The 19989-nt window shown below is 70.3% G+C and carries 15 protein-coding genes; 8 read left to right on the forward strand and 7 right to left on the reverse strand.

The features are described 5' to 3' along the window. Positions 1–138: 138 nt before the first annotated feature. Genes ACFU5O_RS35750 through ACFU5O_RS35770 form a run of 5 tightly spaced genes read right to left on the reverse strand, consistent with a single transcriptional unit; the run spans position 139 to position 5560 of the window. A complete protein-coding gene (locus ACFU5O_RS35750; RefSeq protein WP_384246794.1) occupies positions 139–1449 on the reverse strand; it encodes a DUF58 domain-containing protein in 1311 nt (436 codons plus the stop codon). Positions 1450–1460: 11 nt separating this feature from the next. Beyond that, positions 1461–2444, reverse strand: coding sequence for an AAA family ATPase (locus ACFU5O_RS35755; RefSeq protein WP_384246795.1), 984 nt, complete (start codon positions 2442–2444; stop codon positions 1461–1463). Then, positions 2441–3649, reverse strand: a complete 1209-nt coding sequence (locus ACFU5O_RS35760; protein ID WP_384246796.1) for a DUF4350 domain-containing protein — start codon at positions 3647–3649, stop codon at positions 2441–2443. Before ACFU5O_RS35760 ends, ACFU5O_RS35755 begins: the two co-directional genes overlap by 4 nt. After that, a complete protein-coding gene (locus ACFU5O_RS35765) occupies positions 3646–4344 on the reverse strand; it encodes a DUF4129 domain-containing protein (protein WP_384246798.1) in 699 nt (232 codons plus the stop codon). The genes ACFU5O_RS35760 and ACFU5O_RS35765 overlap by 4 nt, the downstream gene beginning before the upstream one ends. Before the next feature lie 4 nt (positions 4345–4348). Beyond that, positions 4349–5560: a glycerophosphoryl diester phosphodiesterase membrane domain-containing protein gene (locus ACFU5O_RS35770; protein ID WP_384246799.1), complete on the reverse strand. Its 1212-nt coding sequence runs from the start codon at positions 5558–5560 to the stop codon at positions 4349–4351. Positions 5561–5742: 182 nt separating this feature from the next. On the opposite strand from ACFU5O_RS35770, the gene mtnA reads away from it, so the two are divergent. The 7 genes from mtnA to ACFU5O_RS35805 all read left to right on the forward strand — a co-directional run bounded on the left by mtnA (position 5743) and on the right by ACFU5O_RS35805 (position 14204). Beyond that, positions 5743–6891, forward strand: coding sequence for an S-methyl-5-thioribose-1-phosphate isomerase (mtnA, locus tag ACFU5O_RS35775; RefSeq protein WP_384246801.1), 1149 nt, complete (start codon positions 5743–5745; stop codon positions 6889–6891). 4 nt (positions 6892–6895) lie between these two features. After that, positions 6896–7585 carry an MtrAB system response regulator MtrA gene (mtrA, locus tag ACFU5O_RS35780; RefSeq protein ID WP_205375139.1) on the forward strand — a complete coding sequence of 230 codons (690 nt, stop codon included), beginning with the start codon at positions 6896–6898 and terminating at the stop codon, positions 7583–7585. A 1-nt stretch (position 7586) separates the two neighbouring features. Beyond that, entirely contained in the window at positions 7587–9599 is a 2013-nt protein-coding gene (mtrB, locus tag ACFU5O_RS35785; RefSeq protein ID WP_384246802.1) for an MtrAB system histidine kinase MtrB, read from the forward strand. Next, entirely contained in the window at positions 9589–11430 is a 1842-nt protein-coding gene (locus tag ACFU5O_RS35790; protein WP_384246804.1) for an LpqB family beta-propeller domain-containing protein, read from the forward strand. Before mtrB ends, ACFU5O_RS35790 begins: the two co-directional genes overlap by 11 nt. 98 nt (positions 11431–11528) lie before the next feature. Then, the gene (locus ACFU5O_RS35795; protein ID WP_384246805.1) at positions 11529–12260 is read left to right on the forward strand and encodes a ComF family protein; all 732 of its coding nucleotides are present in this window, start codon (positions 11529–11531) and stop codon (positions 12258–12260) included. A 329-nt stretch (positions 12261–12589) separates the two neighbouring features. Further along, positions 12590–13279, forward strand: a complete 690-nt coding sequence (gene hpf / locus ACFU5O_RS35800) for a ribosome hibernation-promoting factor, HPF/YfiA family (protein WP_384246806.1) — start codon at positions 12590–12592, stop codon at positions 13277–13279. A gap of 184 nt (positions 13280–13463) precedes the next feature. Then, on the forward strand, positions 13464–14204 hold the full coding sequence (locus ACFU5O_RS35805; RefSeq protein ID WP_384246807.1) for a response regulator: 741 nt from the start codon (positions 13464–13466) through the stop codon (positions 14202–14204). 54 nt (positions 14205–14258) lie between these two features. Here the strand turns inward: ACFU5O_RS35805 and ACFU5O_RS35810 are convergent, their stop codons facing one another. Together ACFU5O_RS35810 and ACFU5O_RS35815 are read right to left on the reverse strand one after the other, a co-directional pair. Then, positions 14259–15419 carry a winged helix-turn-helix domain-containing protein gene (locus ACFU5O_RS35810; protein WP_384246808.1) on the reverse strand — a complete coding sequence of 387 codons (1161 nt, stop codon included), beginning with the start codon at positions 15417–15419 and terminating at the stop codon, positions 14259–14261. A 96-nt stretch (positions 15420–15515) separates the two neighbouring features. Beyond that, positions 15516–16091, reverse strand: coding sequence for a GNAT family N-acetyltransferase (locus ACFU5O_RS35815; RefSeq protein ID WP_384246809.1), 576 nt, complete (start codon positions 16089–16091; stop codon positions 15516–15518). Positions 16092–16365: 274 nt separating this feature from the next. Between ACFU5O_RS35815 and secA the strand changes: the two genes are divergently transcribed. Continuing rightward, positions 16366–19188, forward strand: coding sequence for a preprotein translocase subunit SecA (secA, locus tag ACFU5O_RS35820; protein ID WP_384246810.1), 2823 nt, complete (start codon positions 16366–16368; stop codon positions 19186–19188). Positions 19189–19989 lie beyond the last annotated feature (801 nt).

The raw sequence follows: 19989 nt of genomic DNA on the forward strand, positions 1-19989 counted from the left end.
GGTACTGCAGGGGGGACCCTGTGGGAGAGTAGGACACCGCCGAACAATCATTCCAGGAAAGCCCCGGACCTTATGGTCCGGGGCTTTCCTGCGTTCAGGAGCGGAATCAGGGTCCAGGGCCCCTTTTCCGAAGCCGCCCTACAGTCGCCCCGCCGCCTTCAGGGCGAGGTAGGCATCTGCCAATGCGGGCGCCAGTTGTTCCGGCGTGGCGTCGACGACGGTCACGCCATGTTGCTGCAGCTGTTCGGCTGTGCGCCGCCGCTGGCTCTGCGCCTGTGTGCCGGCAGCAGCGGCGTACACCCCGTCCAGGGTGCCCCGGTCGTTGGTCATCTCCTCGACGTGAGGGTCGGCCACGGACGCCAGAAGGACTGTGTGGCGCTGGGTGAGCTGCGGGAGGACCGGCAACAGGCCGTCTTCGATCGGAGCAGCGTCAAGACTGGTCAGCAGGACCACGAGCGACCTGCGCGGGGCGTGCTTGAGCGCGGCTGCGCTGAGGCCGCGGGCGTCGGTCTCCACGAGTTCGGGTTCGAGCGGCGCGAGGGCGTTCACCATCGCGGGCAGCACCTCACCGGCGGCGCGGCCCTGGACCTGGGCCCGGGTGCGGCGGTCGTACGCCAGGAGGTCCACGCGGTCTCCCGCGCGCGTTGCGAGGGCGGTGAGAAGCAGTGCGGCGTCCATGGCGGCGTCCAGGCGCGGGACGTCGCCGACGCGGCCGGCGGAGGTGCGGCCCGTGTCGAGCACGATGAGGATGTGGCGGTCGCGCTCCGGCCGCCAGGTGCGCACCGCGACGGTGTTCTGGCGGGCAGTGGCCCGCCAGTCGATCGAACGGGTGTCGTCGCCGGGGACGTACTCACGGAGGCTGTCGAACTCGGTGCCCTGTCCGCGGATCAGCACGCTGGTCCGGCCGTCGAGCTCGCGCAACCGGGCAAGGCGGGACGGGAGATGCTTGCGGCTCGTGAACGGCGGCAGGACGCGCACGGTCCAGGGCACGGTGTGGTTGCCCTGGCGCGCGGCGAGGCCGAGGGGGCCGTACGAGCGGACGGTGATGCGCTCCGCGTGGCGGTCGCCGCGGCGGGTGGGGCGCAGCATGGTCGAGATGCGGCGGCGCTCGCCGGCCGGGACCGTCAGCTTGTGCCGGGAGGCGGCCTGTTCGGTGCCAGGGGCCCAGCTGCTGGGCGGCCAGGCGTCGCGGAGGTGGGCGCGCAGGCGGCGGCTCGAGGGGTTGGTGACTGTGAGCTGGACGTCCGCGCTGTCACCGAGTCGAACTGATGTATCACCGCTTCGGGTGAATCGGAGTCTGTGGACTGGTGCGGCCAGGGCGTAGTCGCACAGAATTGCTACGGAAAGGGGTGCGTTGACGGCAAGGATCCCCGCCCAGCTGGGCGCGAAGACGCCGACGGGGATAGCGCCGAGTGCGGCGAGGAGAGCGGTTCGTCCGGTGAGGGCCACGGTGCACAGCCTCAGCGAGGAACGGGGACGTGGGCCAGGATCGCGGTGATGACGGAGTCCGCGGTGACTCCTTCCATCTCCGCCTCTGGGCGCAGCTGGATGCGGTGCCGGAGGGTGGGAAGGGCCAGGGCTTTCACATCATCCGGGATGACGTAGTCACGGCCGGTGAGCCAGGCCCAGGCCCGTGCTGTGGAGAGCAGCGCGGTGGCGCCCCGGGGGGAGACGCCGAGCGTGAGTGAGGGGGATTCGCGGGTGGCACGGCAGATATCGACGACATAGCCGGCGATCTCGGGTGAGACCGAGGTCTTCGCGACGGCCGCGCGGGCGGCTTCCAGATCGGCCGGTCCGGCGACGGGACCGATTCCGGCGGCCCGCAGGTCACGCGGGTTGAAGCCCTCGGCGTGCCGGGTGAGCACGTTGATCTCGTCCTGACGTGAGGGCAGCGGCACCGTCAGCTTGAGGAGGAAGCGGTCGAGCTGGGCCTCGGGGAGGGGGTACGTGCCTTCGTACTCGACAGGGTTCTGTGTCGCCGCGACCAGGAACGGGTCCGGGAGAGGGCGGGGCGTGCCGTCGACCGTGACCTGACGCTCCTCCATGGCCTCGAGCAGCGACGACTGGGTCTTCGGGGGTGTCCGGTTGATCTCGTCGGCGAGCAGCAGGTTGGTGAACACAGGACCCGGCTGGAAGGAGAACTCCGCGGTCCGAGCGTCGTAGACAAGCGAGCCCGTGACATCGCTGGGCATGAGGTCCGGCGTGAACTGCACCCGCTTGGTGTCGAGTTCGAGGGATGCGGCGAGGGCACGGACGAGGAGCGTCTTGGCGACGCCGGGGACTCCCTCGAGGAGGACGTGACCACGGCAGAGGAGGGCGACGACGAGTCCGGTGACGGCGGAGTCCTGGCCGACCACGGCCTTCGCGATCTCGGTTCGCAGGGCCTCGAGGGAGGCGCGTGCGCTGTCCGAGTTCTCTGGGGTCTCGGGGGTCGGGGCGCTCATGAAGTGCGTACCTCTCTTTCGAGGGCGTCGAGTTGGTCAGCCAGGTGGACAAGCGAGGCGTCGTCGGCGGGTGCCGGGCCGAAGAGCAGGGTCCTGATGTCCCGGTCCCCCGCGTCGAGATGGGCGGACACGGCGTGAAGCAGGACATCGGGGGCGTGGGCGTCTGCCGGGGCGACGCCCAGGAGAGGGGCGAGCCGGGTGCGGGTTGCCGAGCGCAGGACGGAGGCGGCGCGATCGCGGGCGTTGGCCTTGCGATAGAGCCGTGCGCGGCCCTCGGTCGACTCGGAGGCGCGGATGGCGACGGGCAGCCGTTCGGCCACCAGCGGTCCGAGTCTGCGGGCGCGCCAGATGGCGGCGAGTGCCGCGGCGATGAGGAGTTGGAGGGTGCCCCACAGCCAGCCGGAGGGGATCAGCCCGCCGACGCTGCTCGCGCCGCTCTCGTCATCGCCGCCCTCCGGCACGGCCGAGTCATCACTGAGCGAAGGGAGGTACCAGACGAGATGCGGCCGGGATCCGAGAAGTTGAAGCGCGAGGGAGGCGTTGCCCTGCTCCGCGAGGCGCTCGTTGTAGAGGATGTCGGGGGAGCCGAGCAGGACGGTGTCGCCGTCACCCGGGTCGTCGATCCTGACCAGGGTGGGCAGGCCGCCGCTGGGGTAGCAGGCCTCGGCGGGCGTGGTGAGGTCGTCCGTGGTGTAGCGCTCGCCGCCGATGTCTGTCCTGCCCGCGCGCTGTGCGGCGGGGAAGCCGCACTCTGGGGCGCGAGCGGAGACCGAGGTGCGCGACTCCGCCCGTACGCCGGGTGCGAGGACACCGACGGAGGGCGGCCCCGCGGCGACCAGGACCGTGCGGCCGCCCGAGGGGGCCATGGCCGTGCGCAGGGCCTCCTGCTGGCGGTTGGTCAGCAGGTCGGGCGTGACCACAAGGAGGGTGGTGTCGGGGCCGGTGGCGGCGGTGGCCTCGTCGAGGGTGGTGACCACATGTGTGTCGACGCCCTGGGCCTTGAGCAGTTCGGCCACGGCGCGGCTGCCGGCGCGGTCCGCGGAGCGGGGATCGAGGCGCCCGTGCTGTTCGCCGGATTGAAGGGCCGCGATGGCGATCCCGGCGGCCACGAGGATGACGAGTACGAGCAGCACACCTCGGCTGCGCGTCCAGATCTGCCGGGAGGTCAGGGACGTCGACGTGGTGCCGGCCGTGGCCGCGGTCATTCGGCTGCTCCTCGGGCCACGGCGTCGAGTTGGGGCTTGGCGCGTTCCAGTCGGCTGTCGAGGTCTTTGAGGTGCAGATACATCTGTTGGTCGGCCGGGCGTCCCCCGTATGTGACGTCGTCGAAGGTCCGCGCCGCGGTGCGGAGTGCGTCGGCGTGGTCGGGGAGGGGCCGGCCGGCCTCCGCGGCGGCCTCGTCGGCGGTGCGTCCGGGGCGCGGGTCGAGGAGGGCCCGCTCCTCCAGGGAGCGGACGACAGCGCGCATCCGCTCCTGGACCGCCTGGTCGAAACGCCCGGCGGAGGCGTGCGCTTCGGCGTCGGCGCGGTGTTCCGCGGCGCTGCGGGGGCCCTTGTCGAAGAGTGCGTCGCCGCTCGTGGGGGTGCGCCGTGGGGTGCCCAGCCGCCACCAGAGCGCGGTGGCCAGGGCGATGACGATCAGAACGATGACGACGAGTCCGAGTGCTCCGCCAGGTGTTGCCCCGGACGCGCTGCTGAAGATGCCGTCGACCCATTCCCAGAAGCGGTCCAGAGCCCGCTGGAGGAGATTCGGATCGTTCTCGTGGTACATCGGCCGGGACAGTTCCCGCTCGGCCGCCTCCCGGGCGGGGACGCGCGGGATGTCCACCGGTACGTCTGGTTCGTCGGCGTATGCACGGCTCAGTGACCGCGCTGTGATGATGCCCCCCGTGATGGACACGGCATCAGCCCCTGGAGGTGTCGTCGCCGGGTGCTGGGGGGCCGTAGCCGGGGATGCCGGCGGCCCGGGCGAGCTCGAGGTCGAGGGCCTCCCGGCGGATGCGCTGGTCCACGTAGAGGAGGACCGTGACCCCCGCCGAGATCGGGTACGTGATGGACGAGGCGATCACCGCGCCGATACCGGTGATGATCAGGAAGGGCCAGCCGAACGCGGGGTTGTCGCCGCTGAGCAGGCCGCTGAGGCCGCCGCTGTCGGCTATGAGGGCGAGCAGGCTGAACGGGACCGCAATGATCATCGAGACGATGGAGGTGATCACCAGCACCAGGACAAGGATCCCGAAGGTCCGCCACCAGGCGCCGCGGACCAGCTTGGCGGAGCGGCGGAGAGACTGCGCGATGCTCTGACGCTCCAGCATCAGCGCCGGCGAGGAAAGGGCATAGCGGACCCAGAGCCAGACAGCTACGAGGACCCCGGCGAAGCCGCCCAGTATCCGGAGAGCGGCGGAGTCGAACAACACCCCGGGGAGTACGCCCACGACGATCACACCCGCGCACATCAGCACGATCAGCACGGTCAGCCCCAGCAGATGGAGAAGCCGTGGCCGGGCCTCGCTCCAGGCCTCGGAGAGGTTGACCTGGCGTCCCAGCACGGAGCGGCTGATCACGATCGTGAGCAGCGCGGTGATGAAGAGGGTGGCGATCAGTGCGATGGCCACGGCGGGGAGCGCGGCGATCATGCTCGACTGCGTCGATTCGACGACCTGGCGGATGGCCTCCTCGGGGGTGGCGTCCGGGTTCGCGGCCGGGGGCGGCGGGACCAGGTAGCGCTGGATGAGGATGTCGGCGATCTGGGAGATGACGGAGAACGTGATCGTGATGCCGAGCACCGTGCGCCAGTGGGCGCGCAGCGTCGACACGGCGCCGTCCAGGATCTCGCCGACGCCGAGCGGGCGGAGTGGGATGACCCCGGGCTTCGCGGCGGGCGGCGGACCACCCCAGCCGTCGCGCACCGGACCGCCCCAGCCCGGCCGGGCTGGAGGTACGGGCGCGCCCCCGGGCGCGGTGGGCGGTGTCCAGCGACCTGCGGGCGGCTGCTGCTCGGACCACTTCGAGGCGGGCCCGGCCGCGTCGGCGGGCTCGTCGGGCCGCGGCGCTCCGGAGCCCTGGCCGTCGGAGGGCGCGGATCCGGGCGAGGCCCAGCCCGGAGTGTCGTTCACAGTGGTCCACCTCGTGGATTGCTCTCGCGGCCGGCTCGGCAAGCCGGTGCTGTCTCGGGGCCTGGCCGCACGGCGTTGCGGAAGGCTGGCAGCCATCGTGCCACGCGTCGCGTGCCGGTGGGCCTGGCGTTTGATCTCCTTCTCGGCTTCATTGTGGCTGCCGCAGCGGGCAGACTGGGCGGATGGATGATCAGCACCTTCAGGCTCCGTCCGGTCCAAGGCCCGCGTTGTTGCCGTCGCTGCGCTGGGACGACCGGCCCGAAGGCCCCGTACTGGTAGTTCTCGATCAGACCCGGCTCCCCGCGGAGGAGGTCGAGCTGGTCTGTACGGACGTCCCGGCGCTGGTCCAGGCGATCCGGACGCTCGCCGTCCGCGGGGCGCCACTGCTCGGGATCGCGGGCGCCTACGGCGTGGCGCTGGCCGCCGCGCGGGGGTACGACCTCGCCGAGGCGGTGGACCTGCTGGAGGGAGCGAGGCCCACCGCGGTGAATCTCGGATACGGGGTCCGGCTGGCGGCCGGCGCGTACCGGGAGGCGGTCGGCGGCGGTGCGGGTCCGGTAGAGGCGGCAGGCGCCGCGCTCGCCGCGGCGAAGGAGCTGCACCGGGAGGACGCCGAGGCCAGCGCGCGGATGGCGGGCCATGGGCTCGCGCTGCTCGACGAGCTGCTGCCCGGCGGCGGTCACCGGATACTGACGCACTGCAACACGGGGCGGCTGGTCTCGGGCGGCGAGGGAACCGCGTTCGCGGTGGCGCTCGCCGCGCACCGTGCGGGCAGGCTGCGCGAGCTGTGGGTGGACGAGACGCGCCCGTTGCTGCAGGGTGCCCGGCTCACCGCGTACGAGGCGGCCGGGAGCGGAATGCCGTACACCTTGCTCACGGACAATGCAGCGGGTTCGCTGTTCGCGGCGGGGCAGGTGGATGCGGTATTGATCGGGGCGGACCGGATAGCGGCGGACGGCTCCGTGGCGAACAAGGTGGGGAGCTATCCGCTCGCGGTGCTTGCCAAGTACCACCATGTGCCGTTCATAGTCGTGGCGCCGACCACCACGGTGGATCTGCGGAGCGAGGACGGGGCGTCGATCGTCGTGGAGCAGAGGTCGGACCAGGAGGTGACGGAGATGAATGTGCCGCAGCCCGCGGTGCCAGGAGCCGGACCGGCGATCGGGATGCCGGTGGCGCCGCCCGGAACACGGGCGTACAACCCCGCGTTCGATGTCACGCCCCCCGAGCTCGTCACCGCGATCGTCACCGAAGAAGGGACGATTTCCCCGGTCACGGGGGCAGCGATAGTGGATCTGTGTGCCAGCTCACGCCAGGTAACGATTAGCTAATGGGATGATGTCGATTATGAAGGGACGCGTCCTTGTCGTCGATGACGACACCGCACTGGCCGAGATGCTCGGGATTGTGCTGCGTGGTGAAGGGTTCGAGCCGTCGTTCGTAGCGGACGGCGACAAGGCACTTGCCGCATTCCGGGAGGCCAAGCCGGACCTGGTGCTGCTGGATCTCATGCTGCCCGGCCGGGACGGCATCGAGGTGTGCCGGCTCATCAGGGCCGAGTCGGGTGTGCCGATCGTCATGCTCACGGCCAAGAGCGACACCGTCGACGTGGTCGTCGGTCTCGAGTCCGGAGCTGACGACTACATCGTCAAGCCGTTCAAGCCGAAGGAGCTGGTGGCCCGTATCAGGGCACGACTGCGCAGGTCGGAGGAGCCGGCTCCGGAGCAGCTGGCGATCGGGGACCTGGTCATCGACGTGGCGGGCCACTCCGTGAAGCGGGACGGTCAGTCGATCGCGCTGACCCCGCTGGAGTTCGATCTGCTTGTCGCGCTCGCACGTAAGCCGTGGCAGGTGTTCACCCGCGAGGTGCTGCTCGAGCAGGTCTGGGGCTACCGCCACGCCGCCGACACCCGGCTGGTGAACGTCCATGTGCAGCGGCTCCGCTCCAAGGTCGAGAAGGACCCCGAGCGGCCGGAGATCGTCGTGACCGTCCGTGGTGTCGGTTACAAGGCCGGACCGAGCTGACATGGCCGTGGGCAGTGCTGCTCCGAAACCCGGGGGGCCGGGAGTCCGTACGGGGCGGGCTGCCGGACCTGGGCGTGAGCCTTCGCGCGTAGGCAGGGTGTTCCAGGACGGGGCGCCGGGTGGTCCGGTGCTCCGGCTCGTCGTGCGCTGGGTCCGCCGGCCGCTGCTGCCCGCCGTGCGGCTGTGGCGGCGGAACATCCAGCTGCGGGTGGTCGTCAGCACGCTGCTGATGTCGCTCGGTGTGGTGCTGCTGCTCGGGCTCGTCGTCATCGGCCAGGTCCGCAACGGGCTGCTGGACGCCAAGGAGCAGGCGGCTCAGAGCCAGGCCGCCGGCGGATTCGTGGCGGCCCAGGACAAGGCGAGCGGACGGGTCGCCAACGGCGGGCCGGACGGGGACGCGACCGACGGCAGGCCCGGCCGGGGTGCCGTCAACTGGCGGTCCGAGCTGGTGAAGCAGCTGGCCAGTGGCGGCCAGGGCGCCTACCACGTCGTGGCGCTGAGCCCGGACTCGGAGGACGCCGGGACGAGCCGGGGCCCCCGGGCGTCCGGCAACGTGGACGTGACGAGCATTCCCGAGACACTGCGCAGTTCCGTCGCGCAGGGAACGGGGACGTTCCAGACCTACGTCAAGATCAAGTACTCGCCCCCGAAGGAGCCGGAGGCCGGGCTGGTCGTCGGCAAGCGCCTCAACGACGTCGCGGGCAACGCCTACGAGCTGTACTACCTCTTCCCGCTGACGCAGGAGGAGGAGTCGCTGAGCCTGGTCAAGGGAACGCTGGCGACGGCAGGACTGTTCGTGGTCGTTCTCCTCGGGGCGATCGCGTGGCTGGTGGTGCGCCAGGTCGTCACGCCTGTACGGATGGCCGCAGGGATCGCCGAGCGGCTCTCGGCAGGGCGGCTCCAGGAACGGATGAAGGTCACCGGCGAGGACGACATCGCCAGGCTGGGTGAGGCCTTCAACAAGATGGCGCAGAATCTTCAGCACAAGATCCAGCAGCTGGAGGAGCTCTCCAGGATGCAGCGGCGGTTCGTCTCCGATGTCTCGCACGAGCTGCGTACCCCTCTGACGACCGTACGGATGGCGGCCGACGTCATCCACGAGGCGCGGAGCGACTTCGATCCGGTGACCGCGCGCTCCGCGGAACTGCTCGGGGACCAGCTGGACCGGTTCGAGTCACTGCTCGCGGACCTGCTGGAGATCAGCCGGTTCGACGCCGGTGCGGCGGCCCTGGAAGCAGAGCCGATAGATCTGCGTGAGGTGGTACGCCGGGTGATCGGCGGGGCGGAGCCGCTGGCCGAGCGCAAGGGCACCCGGATCCGGGTGGTCGGCGACGAGCAGCCCGTGGTCGCAGAGGCCGACGCCCGGCGCATCGAGCGGGTCCTGCGCAATCTGGTCGTCAACGCCGTCGAGCACGGTGACGGACGCGACGTGGTCGTACGGCTGGCGTCGGCAGGGGGAGCCGTGGCGGTGTCCGTGCGGGACTACGGCGTGGGGCTGAAGCCCGGGGAGGCCACACGGGTGTTCAACCGCTTCTGGCGGGCCGACCCGGCGCGTGCGCGCACCACCGGCGGGACGGGCCTCGGCCTGTCCATCGCCGTCGAGGACGCACGGCTGCACGGCGGCTGGCTCCAGGCATGGGGCGAGCCGGGCGGTGGTTCCCAGTTCCGTCTCACTCTGCCGCGCACCGCCGACGAGCCGCTGCGTGGATCACCGATACCCCTGGAGCCCGAGGACTCCCGTAGCGCACGTGAGCGTGCCGCGGCCGACCAGGCGAACGAGAATGCCCTGCGGCTGGCGACCGTGCCGAAGCAGCCGGGCGCGGACCGGTCACCGATACAGATGCCCGCACGGCCCTCTGTGCCGTCGCACGCCCCGCCCGGGGCGGCGGTGGACCCGGCGGCCCTGCCGGGCAGCGGCGCCCGTGTCGTGGCACGCCAGGCCGGGGAGCGGCTGGGTGCCGGCGAGGCGGCGGGGCGCATCTCGGAGCAGGAGGACACGACTCGTGGGCGCTGAGCGTCGTGGTTACGGCCGTGGGCGCGCGGCGCGGGCGTTCGTGCTGCCCGTCTGCGCGCTGATGCTCCTGGCCGGGTGCGCGTCGATGCCGGATTCCGGGGACGTCGAGCAGGTGAAGGCGACCAAGGGCGCGGACTCGCAGGTGCGGGTTCTCGCGGTGCCACCTCGCGAGGGCGCCGTGCCGGAAGAGATCGTCGTCGGCTTCCTGGAGGCCATGACCAGTGACGACCCCACCTTTGCGACCGCGCGCAAATACCTGACGAAGCATGCTGCCAAGGAGTGGAAGCCGGAGCAGCTCACCACGGTGTTGACCGAGGCGCCCGACCTGGGGCCTGCGGCCTCGGGGGAGAACGAGAACAGCCGCAGCTACCCGCTTTCCGGTGAGCTGATCGCGACGGTGGACAGGCACGCCTATCAGGCGGTGGCACCCACCCAGTACAGCGGGGGGCTGCGTCTGGTCCGGCAGAGCGGACCGGACGGCAAGGGCAAGGAGTGGCGCATCGACTCCGCCCCGCAGGGCCTTGTACTCGGCGAGAGCGACTTCCAGCGCAACTACGTGTCGGTCAACAAGTACTACTTCGCCTCCGGTCAGTCGGTGGTGGCGGACCCGGTCTACATCCGGCAGCGGCAGGATCCGGTGACCAGGATGGACCCGGCCGCGCAGGCGGTGTCGGCGCTCTTCGACGGGCCGACGAACTGGCTCAGGCCGGCCGTCGGCTCGCCGTTCCCCGCGGGTACGGCGCTGAGGAAGGGCACCACGTCCCTGACGCCGGACGATCAGAACGTTCTGAAGGTGCCGCTCAACGGCAAGGCGTCCAACGTCGGGCGGACCGCGTGCCAGAGGATGGCGACTCTGGTGCTGCTCACCTTGCGTGAGCTGACATCGCCCCGTGTGGAGCAGGCGCAGCTGCAGCGCGCCGACGGTTCCCCGCTGTGTGTGCTCAGCGCCGACCAGGCGGAGGCTTCCGCTCCGGTGCGTGCGTCGGCGAGCCCCGACAATGTGTACTTCGTGGACGGCAACGGCCGGATGTCGGTGGTGGGTGCGGAGGCCAAGACCGTGGACAAGACCACGGTGCGCGGGCCGTTCGGCACCGGCGAGCTGCGTCTGGGTACGGTCGCGGTCGCACGCAACGCACAGCGAGCCGCAGCCGTCACCAACGACGGCCAGCACCTCTACACCTCGTCGATCATGTCCGACGAGGAACTCGCCGCCCCCTTGGTGAACAGCGCTGCCAGGAAGCCCGAGGACCGGCTGTCCGCGCCCAGTTGGGACCGGAACGACCTGTGGGTGGCGGATCGCGACCCGGCCCGGCCGAAGCTGATGCGCCTCGCGGGCGGCAAGGGCGACCCCCAGACCGTCGAGGTCGACGGGCTCGACGGGGCCCGGATCGAGTCGCTGAGGGTGTCCGCCGACGGCGTGCGGATAGCGCTGCTGCTGTCCAAGGACGGCAGGAGCTCGCTGAAGATCGGCCGGATCGAGCGGCATGCGAACGCAGAGGGGGCCGTCACGGTCTCGGTGGTTGAGCTGCAGTCCGCGGCGCCCCGCCTGGAGTCGGTGACCGCGGTGTCCTGGGCAGGGCCGAGCCGCCTCGTCGTCGTCGGCAAGGAAGCGGGCGGCGTGCAGCAGGTGCGCTACATCGCCACCGACGGGTCCCTGTCACCGGTCGGCGGCCTGCCGGGCCTGAACAAGGTGACCGCAGTTGCCGCCACGGAGGACCACGAGGAGCGGCCGCTGGTGGCCGTCTCCGACGACGGGCTGGTGCGGCTCGCGCCGTCGGCGAACTGGCAGACGATGATCGACAAGGGTTCCTCCCCCGTCTATCCGGGATAGCACCGGCTCGGTACAGCTCCCGAACCGGGAACAACAGGCGCCCGGGGGCTTTTCCACAGGGGTGGCGGGGCGCCTTCGGCAGCGGCACAGTGGTGCTCATGCGGGGCTGGTGGCACGAGATCGCCGGGCTGGTGCTGCCGGTCGCCTGCGGCGGTTGCGGAGAGCCACGTACCCGCCTGTGCGAGGACTGCGGGTGGCAGCTCGCAGGGCGACGGGCGCGGCGCGTGCGGCCGTGTCCGGAGCCGGCGGAGCTGCCCGTGGTGTTCGCGGCGGCGCGCTACGAGGACGCGGTACGGGCCGTGCTGCTGGCGCACAAGGAACGAGGCGCGCTGGGGCTGGCCAGGCCCCTCGGCGGGGCGCTGGCCGGTGCCGTGCGGGCGGCGGTGCCGGAGGCCGATCAGGCCCGAGCCGCGCAGCCGCTGATGCTCGTGCCCGTGCCGTCGGCGCGGAGCGCGGTGCGGGCCCGTGGCCACGACGCGACACGGCGTGTCGCGGTGGCCGCTGCCGGGATCCTGCGGCGCTCCGGAGTGCCCGCCGGTGCGCTGCCGGTGCTGCGGCAGTGCCGGCCGGTGGCGGACCAGTCGGGGCTCACGGCCCGCGAGCGGCAGGCGAACATGGCAGGAGCTCTCATGGTGCCGGCCGGTGCCGGGCGGCTGCTGAAGGACCGCAGAGTGGTGCTCGTGGACGACGTGATGACGACCGGTGCCTCGCTCGCGGAGGCGGCCCGGGCACTGCGTGCCGCGACCGCGGCCGATTTCCGCGGCCATGCCCCGCTCAGCGCCGCCGTGGTCGCCGCACCGCCCTTGTCGTTCGGGGCGGATCGGAACTGACGCGGAGGCCGCAACGTTGCAGGTAGTGAGGGAGGGAGTTCACCTGAACGGACGTACGCGCTGGTAGCGGGTGCCGACAACGGCCGTGGCGAGCTATGTTCGGGTTGTGAGGAATGGTGAACTCTGGTCTTCAAGGAATACATGGCCGGGTTAAGGCCAGGTGTTCATGAAGCAACCCGAAACCTCGAAATTGGTGGGGTGGGGATCTCGCCGATGGGGGAGGAGGAGGTGAAAGTCGCCAAGTCCGAGGCTCCGGTGCACACCGGGGCCTGGTGCAAAAGGGAGACGCTCCGCTGAGCGGGCGGAGCAATCCGGGAACGGAGTTCTGCGTGGACATCGTCGTCAAGGGCCGCAAGACCGAGGTGCCCGAGCGGTTCCGCAAGCACGTGGCCGAGAAGCTGAAGCTGGACAAGATCCAGAAGCTCGACGGCAAGGTGATCAGCCTCGACGTCGAGGTGTCCAAGGAGCACAACCCGCGGCAGGCAGACCGTTCCGACCGCGTGGAGATCACACTTCTTTCGCGTGGCCCGGTGATCCGGGCCGAAGCAGCGGCCGCCGACCCCTACGCGGCGCTCGACCTGGCCACGGCGAAGCTGGAGGCGCGGCTGCGCAAGCAGCACGACAAGCGCCACAACCGCCGGGGCAACGGCCGGCTGTCGGCGGCGGAGGTCGCCGACGTCGTACCTGGCGTGGCTCAGTTGAACGGAAACGGTGAGCCCGTATCCGATGAAGCTTCCGATGCCGTTCCCACCACCAGGATCGGCTCGCTCGAAGTGCAGGGCGAAGGACCGCTGGTGGTCCGCGAGAAGAACCATGTCGCCGCCCCGATGACGCTCGACCAGGCTCTCTACGAGATGGAGTTGGTCGGGCACGACTTCTATCTGTTCGTCGACTCCGAGACCAAGGAGCCCAGTGTCGTCTACCGGCGGCACGCCTATGACTACGGCGTCATCCACCTGCAGACCGACCCGCTCGCCGGGCGTGAGTCGGGCGGTGCCGGTGGTGCGCTCGGCGGCTGATCCCGCCCCCCCCGTGGTGCCCCTGGAGCGCCCTCTGCGCCCCCAGGGGCACCTCTGTGCGCCCACAGGAACACCACGCCGTCCTGTGGGCATGAAATCATGGCGATCCGAGCCAACCGGTGCACTGTCGACTGCGGTTGGCAGACCGCAGATGACCAGGGCCATGGCCTCAGGGGGAGGAACGATGGCGGACAGCTTCGGGCCGGTGCAGGACACGGACGACACCGAGAGCACGGACGGCGTGGAGACGGATGTCTCCCGGAAGGAGCCGATCCGGGTGCTCGTGGTGGACGACCACGCCCTCTTCCGACGCGGGCTGGAGATCGTCCTCGCGCAGGAGGAGGACATCCAGGTCGTCGGCGAGGCGGGCGACGGCGCGGAGGCCGTCGACAAGGCCGCGGATCTGCTGCCGGACATCGTGCTGATGGACGTACGGATGCCGAAGCGCGGCGGCATCGAAGCGTGCACCTCCATCAAGGAGGTGGCCCCGAGCGCGAAGATCATCATGCTGACGATCAGTGACGAGGAGGCCGACCTCTACGACGCGATCAAGGCCGGTGCGACGGGATATCTCCTCAAGGAGATCTCCACGGACGAAGTCGCCACCGCGATCCGGGCCGTGGCCGACGGACAGTCGCAGATCAGCCCCTCCATGGCGTCGAAGCTGCTCACAGAGTTCAAGTCGATGATCCAGCGCACCGACGAGCGCCGGCTCGTGCCCGCACCCCGGCTGACCGACCGGGAGCTGGAAGTCCTCAAGCTGGTCGCCACGGGAATGAACAACCGCGACATCGCCAAGGAGTTGTTCATCTCCGAGAACACGGTGAAGAACCACGTGCGCAACATCCTGGAGAAGCTCCAGCTCCACTCACGGATGGAAGCGGTGGTGTACGCGATGCGGGAGAAGATCCTCGAGATCCGGTAGGCCCCGATCGGCCGCTCCCTCTCCCGAGGCGCTCCCGCACCCGCGACGCCCGGGTCAGCCGAGGGCTGCCACCAGGGACGCGGTGAGCTCGGGGCGGTCGACGCGCTCGACGCGGACCGAGTCACAGCCCACCCATTCGGCAGCCTCGCGCAGAGCCTGCGCCATCGGCCCTACCGCCTTGGAGGAGTCCAGTGAGACCTGCCGGGCGACCAGGGTCGTGCCCTCGCGGGCTGGATCGACCCGGCCGATGAGCCGGCCGCCCGAGAGCAGCGGCATGGCGAAGTAGCCGTACACGCGCTTCGCTTTGGGGACGTACGCCTCCAGTCGGTGAGTGAAGCCGAAGATCCGCTCCGTGCGGGCACGCTCCCAGATCAGCGAGTCGAACGGGGACAGCAGCGTCGTGCGGTGACGGCCGCGCGGCTCGCTCGCCAGGGCCTCCGGGTCCGCCCAGGCCGCCTTGTCCCAGCCCTCGACACGGACGGGCACGAGGCCCGACTCCGCCACCACGCTGTCGAACTGCTCGCCCTTGAGCCGGTGGTAGTCCGCGATGTCCGCGCGCGTGCCCACTCCGAGGGCCTGCCCGGCCAGCCGCACCAGCCGCCGAAGGCACTCGCGGTCGTCGAGCTCGTCATGGAGGAACTCGTCCGGGACCGCCCGCTCGGCGAGGTCGTACACCCGCTTCCAGCTGCGCCGTTCGGTGCACACCACCTCGCCGTGCATCAGGGCCCGCTCGACGGCGACCTTCGATGCGGACCAGTCCCACCACTCCCCGCCGTTGTTGGCGCCGCCCAGCTCGGTGGCGGTGAGCGGTCCTTCGGCACTCAGCTGCTTGATCACCGCGTCGTACGCGCCGTCCGGCAGGTCGTGGGACCAGTGCGGACGGGATCGGTAGGCACGGCGGCGGAAGGCGAAGTGCGGCCACTCCTCGACGGGGAGGATGCAAGCCGCGTGCGACCAGTACTCGAAGGCATGCCCTTCGGTCCAGTAGGCGTCCTCGACGCTCCTGCGGCCCACAGCGCCGAGCCGTGCATACGGGATCAGCTCGTGCGAGCGCGCCAGCACCGAGATCGTGTCCAGCTGGACCGCGCCGAGGTGGCGCAGCACACCGCGTACGCCGCCGCGTCGATCGGGGGCTCCGAGGAAACCCTGGGCACGCAGCGCTATGCGGCGGGCCTCGTCGGCGGACAGTTCGGCGGCGGGCGGCACAGTGGTCATGTTCCGCACCTTAGAGGGCGGCACTGACAGCCGGCCCCGCGTTCGGAGATCACCGCCGTTTGCCGCCTCGCGCCTTCCCCACGGGTCCGGCTGCGCTCACACCTTCGCGGGCAGATACGGAACCACGGACGCCAGCCCCAGATCCGAAGGAAGCAGCGAGGCGACCCAGCAGTCCCGCAGTGTCCCCCGGGCGTGAATGCCCGCCCGCTGGACGCCCTCGACCGTGAAACCGGCCTTCTCGGCGACCGCCCGCGACCCCCTGTTGCCCACCTCGGCGCGCCATTCCAGCCGGGTGCACGCCAGTTCCGTGAAGGCCCAGCGCGCCAGCCCCAGCACGATCTCCGTCGCATAGCCGTGGCCCCGGTGCTGCTTGGCCGTCCAGAAGCCGATCTCCCAGCCGCCCTCGCGCGGATGGTGAAGGCTCGTCGAGGCCAGGACCGGCCCACCGCCCAGGGGCCGGACGCAGAAGGTGTACGCCGTGTCGGTGCGCCATCCGTCCGGCACCGTCAGGCCGACGAACTCCTCCGCGTGCTCACGTTCGTACGGTACGGGGACGGCAGGAATCCAGCGCTGGATGTCGGGGTCCTGACACGCCGCGCGGACCTCTTCGGCGTCGTCCGGCGTGAACGTGCGCAGTTCCAGTCGCTCGGTGGCGAGAGTGATGGGCTCCATGAAGGGATTCTGGTGACTCTGCGTCGGTGGTGCGAACACTTTTCGGAAGCAGCGGCACCTTCCGCGCCTCCCGACCGTTGTCCTTGATACGCGGCAGTCGGTCTCGATGCGTGGCGGCCGTCCTCGGCGCGGGGCGCCCCTACGGGGGAGGACCTCCCGGCGTGGCGGGGTCCTCGCTTACGATGGCCGTTGCGGTGGGGTCCACCTGCCGTGCCCGCGCCAGTGTCCACCACACGACCAGTGCCAGGCCCGACCGGCAAGGAGACCCGCCTCAGTGTCCGTCTTCAACAAGCTCATGCGTGCAGGCGAAGGCAAGATCCTGCGCAAACTGCAACGCATCGCGGACCAGGTCAACTCCATCGAAGAGGACTTCGTCAACCTCTCCGACGCCGAGTTGCGGGCGCTCACCGATGAGTACAAGGAGCGCTACGCCAACGGCGAGAGTCTGGACGACCTGCTCCCCGAGGCCTTCGCGACCGTCCGCGAGGCCGCCAAGCGTGTCCTCGGCCAGCGGCACTACGACGTCCAGCTCATGGGCGGGGCCGCGCTGCACCTCGGCTATGTGGCCGAGATGAAGACCGGTGAGGGCAAGACCCTCGTCGGCACGCTCCCGGCGTACCTCAACGCGCTTTCCGGCAAGGGCGTCCACCTGATCACGGTCAACGACTACCTGGCCGAGCGTGACTCGGAGATGATGGGCCGGGTTCACAAGTTCCTCGGTCTGGACGTCGGCTGCATCCTGGCCAACATGTCGCCCGCGCAGCGCCGCGAGCAGTACGCCTGCGACATCACGTACGGCACGAACAACGAGTTCGGCTTCGACTATCTGCGCGACAACATGGCCTGGTCCCAGGACGAGCTCGTCCAGCGCGGTCACAACTTCGCCATCGTCGACGAGGTCGACTCCATCCTGGTCGACGAGGCCCGTACGCCACTGATCATCTCCGGTCCCGCCGACCAGGCGACCAAGTGGTACGGCGACTTCGCCAAGCTGGTGACGCGCCTCACCAAGGGTGAGCCCGGCAATCCGCTGAAGGGCATCGAGGAGACCGGCGACTACGAGGTCGACGAGAAGAAGCGGACCGTCGCCATCCATGAGAGCGGCGTCTCCAAGGTCGAGGACTGGCTGGGCATCGACAACCTCTACGAGTCGGTGAACACCCCGCTCGTGGGCTACCTGAACAACGCCATCAAGGCCAAGGAACTCTTCAAGAAGGACAAGGACTACGTCGTCATCGACGGCGAAGTCATGATCGTCGACGAGCACACCGGCCGTATCCTCGCCGGCCGCCGCTACAACGAGGGCATGCACCAGGCGATCGAGGCGAAGGAAGGGGTGGACATCAAGGACGAGAACCAGACGCTCGCCACGATCACCCTCCAGAACTTCTTCCTTCTCTACGGCAAGCTGTCCGGAATGACCGGTACGGCCATGACCGAGGCCGCCGAGTTCCACCAGATCTACAAGCTCGGCGTCGTCCCGATCCCGACGAACAGGCCGATGGTCCGCAAGGACCAGTCGGACCTGATCTACCGGACCGAGGTCGCCAAGTTCGAGGCCGTCGTCGACGACATCGCGGAGAAGCACGAGAAGGGCCAGCCGATCCTCGTCGGTACGACGTCGGTCGAGAAGTCCGAGTACCTCTCGCAGCAGCTGAGCAAGCGGGGCATCCAGCACGAGGTGCTCAACGCCAAGCAGCACGACCGTGAGGCGATCATCGTCGCCCAGGCCGGCCGCAAGGGCGCGGTCACGGTCGCCACGAACATGGCCGGCCGTGGTACCGACATCAAGCTCGGCGGCAACCCGGACGACCTCGCCGAGGCGGAGCTGCGCCAGCGTGGCCTGGACCCGGTCGAGCACGTCGAGGAGTGGGCCGCGGCGCTCCCCTCCGCCCTGGAGAAGGCCGAGCAGGCCGTCAAGGCGGAGTTCGAGGAGGTCAAGGCGCTCGGCGGCCTCTATGTGCTGGGCACGGAGCGGCACGAGTCGCGGCGTATCGACAACCAGCTGCGTGGTCGCTCCGGCCGTCAGGGCGACCCGGGTGAGTCCCGCTTCTACCTGTCGCTCGGCGACGACCTGATGCGCCTGTTCAAGGCGCAGATGGTCGAGCGCGTCATGGCCATGGCCAACGTCCCGGACGATGTGCCGATCGAGAACAAGATGGTGACGCGCGCGATCGCGTCCGCCCAGTCGCAGGTCGAGCAGCAGAACTTCGAGACGCGGAAGAACGTCCTGAAGTACGACGACGTGCTCAACCGCCAGCGCAAGGTCATCTATGCCGAGCGCCGCCGCGTCCTGGAGGGCGAGGACCTGCACGAGCAGATCCGCCACTTCATGGACGACACGATCGACGCCTACATCCAGGCCGAGACCGCCGAGGGCTTCGCCGAGGAGTGGGACCTGGACCGGCTGTGGGGCGCCTTCAAGCAGCTCTACCCGGTGAAGGCGACGATCGAGGAGCTGGAGGACGCGGCCGGCGACCGCGTGGGGATCACCGCGGAGTTCATCGCGGAGACCATCAAGGACGACGTCCACGAGCAGTACGACGAGCGGGAGAAGCAGCTCGGCTCGGACATCATGCGTGAGCTGGAGCGCCGTGTGGTGCTGTCCGTCCTCGACCGCAAGTGGCGCGAGCACCTGTACGAGATGGACTACCTCCAGGAGGGCATCGGCCTGCGGGCGATGGCCCAGAAGGACCCGCTGGTCGAGTACCAGCGCGAGGGCTTCGACATGTTCACCGCGATGATGGAGGGCATCAAGGAGGAGTCCGTCGGCTATCTGTTCAACCTGGAGGTCCAGGTCGAGCAGCAGGTCGAGGAGATCCCGGTCCAGGACGTGGCCGAGAAGACCTCCCTGTCCAAGGAGGACGCTGTGCCTGCCGGTGCGGGCCGTCCGGAGATCCGGGCCAAGGGACTGGACGCGCCGCAGCGCCCGGACCGGCTGCACTTCTCCGCGCCGACGGTCGACGGTGAGGGCGGTGTCGTGGAAGGCGACTTCGCGAACGGCGAGGGACCGGCGCGGTCCGAGTCGGACGGGATGACCCGCGCGGAGCGCCGCAAGGCGCAGAAGAGCGCGGGTGGGCGTCGCCGCAAGAAGTAGGCAGCAGCCCGCCGCGGCGGGCGGAGCGGAGCATACGGCCGTGGGCCGGACACAGGGGTGTCCGGGCCACGGCCGTTTCTGTGGGTCCGTGTGCGCGGGCGGTGCGGGGTGTGGTTGTCGTGGTTGGCCGGTGCGGGTCGCTGCGCGGTGCCGGGTGTGGTTGTCGTGGTTGGCCTGTGCCGTGACTGCGGCCGGGGGGTCCGTCCTCAATCTCCCCCAGACTTCGTCCGGGGGGACCCCCAACGGGCTGGGTTGTCGGGGTCGGCCGGTACCGGGTGGTGGGCGTTGGGGGCCGTTCCGGGGCTCGCATCCGGGACGGCATGATTTACGGCGCGCTGACCGGCACCTCGATGGCGACGCCCGCGCCGCGCCACAAATCACGCTTTGGTGTCCCGGACACGACCCCTCCACGGCCCCCCTCGGGCCCGGGGGTGGGGGCCGGTCGCCGTGGTCGCGTGTCTGTGCCCCCCTCCGGGGAGCAGTCGGCAACGCTGCCGGGGCGGGGCCGTGCAGGGTCGGCCCCGCAGGGGACGGCGGGACTACTGGCTGCCTACGAGGTCGGCGGTACGCCGCCGTCCCCGAGGAGTCGAGCCCGGAGGGGCCCCGCCCCACCCCAAACGACAGCCCCCGCATTGAGCCCGTCCGGCGCTTGAGGACGGACACCCCGGCCGCAGTCACGGCTCCGGCCCACCACGACACCCGCACCCGCACCGCGCAGCGCAGCGCACCCGCACCGGCCAACCCCGACAACCACACCCGGCACCGCGCAGCACACCCGCACCGCCCGCCCAGCGGGCAAGC

It is taken from the genome of Streptomyces sp. NPDC057445 (assembly GCF_042802855.1).
Taxonomy (GTDB): domain Bacteria; phylum Actinomycetota; class Actinomycetes; order Streptomycetales; family Streptomycetaceae; genus Streptomyces.

Bases quoted from the DNA above. Each gene is read 5' to 3' on its own strand.
- mtnA (WP_384246801.1), top strand. From the start codon at position 5,743: ATGGATGATCAGCACCTTCAGGCTCCGTCCGGTCCAAGGCCCGCGTTG.
- ACFU5O_RS35815 (WP_384246809.1), bottom strand. From the start codon at position 16,091: ATGGAGCCCATCACTCTCGCCACCGAGCGACTGGAACTGCGCACGTTC.
- ACFU5O_RS35805 (WP_384246807.1), top strand. From the start codon at position 13,464: ATGGCGGACAGCTTCGGGCCGGTGCAGGACACGGACGACACCGAGAGC.
- ACFU5O_RS35795 (WP_384246805.1), top strand. From the start codon at position 11,529: ATGCGGGGCTGGTGGCACGAGATCGCCGGGCTGGTGCTGCCGGTCGCC.
- ACFU5O_RS35760 (WP_384246796.1), bottom strand. From the start codon at position 3,649: ATGACCGCGGCCACGGCCGGCACCACGTCGACGTCCCTGACCTCCCGG.
- mtrA (WP_205375139.1), top strand. From the start codon at position 6,896: ATGATGTCGATTATGAAGGGACGCGTCCTTGTCGTCGATGACGACACC.
- mtrB (WP_384246802.1), top strand. From the start codon at position 7,587: ATGGCCGTGGGCAGTGCTGCTCCGAAACCCGGGGGGCCGGGAGTCCGT.
- ACFU5O_RS35755 (WP_384246795.1), bottom strand. From the start codon at position 2,444: ATGAGCGCCCCGACCCCCGAGACCCCAGAGAACTCGGACAGCGCACGC.
- ACFU5O_RS35810 (WP_384246808.1), bottom strand. From the start codon at position 15,419: ATGACCACTGTGCCGCCCGCCGCCGAACTGTCCGCCGACGAGGCCCGC.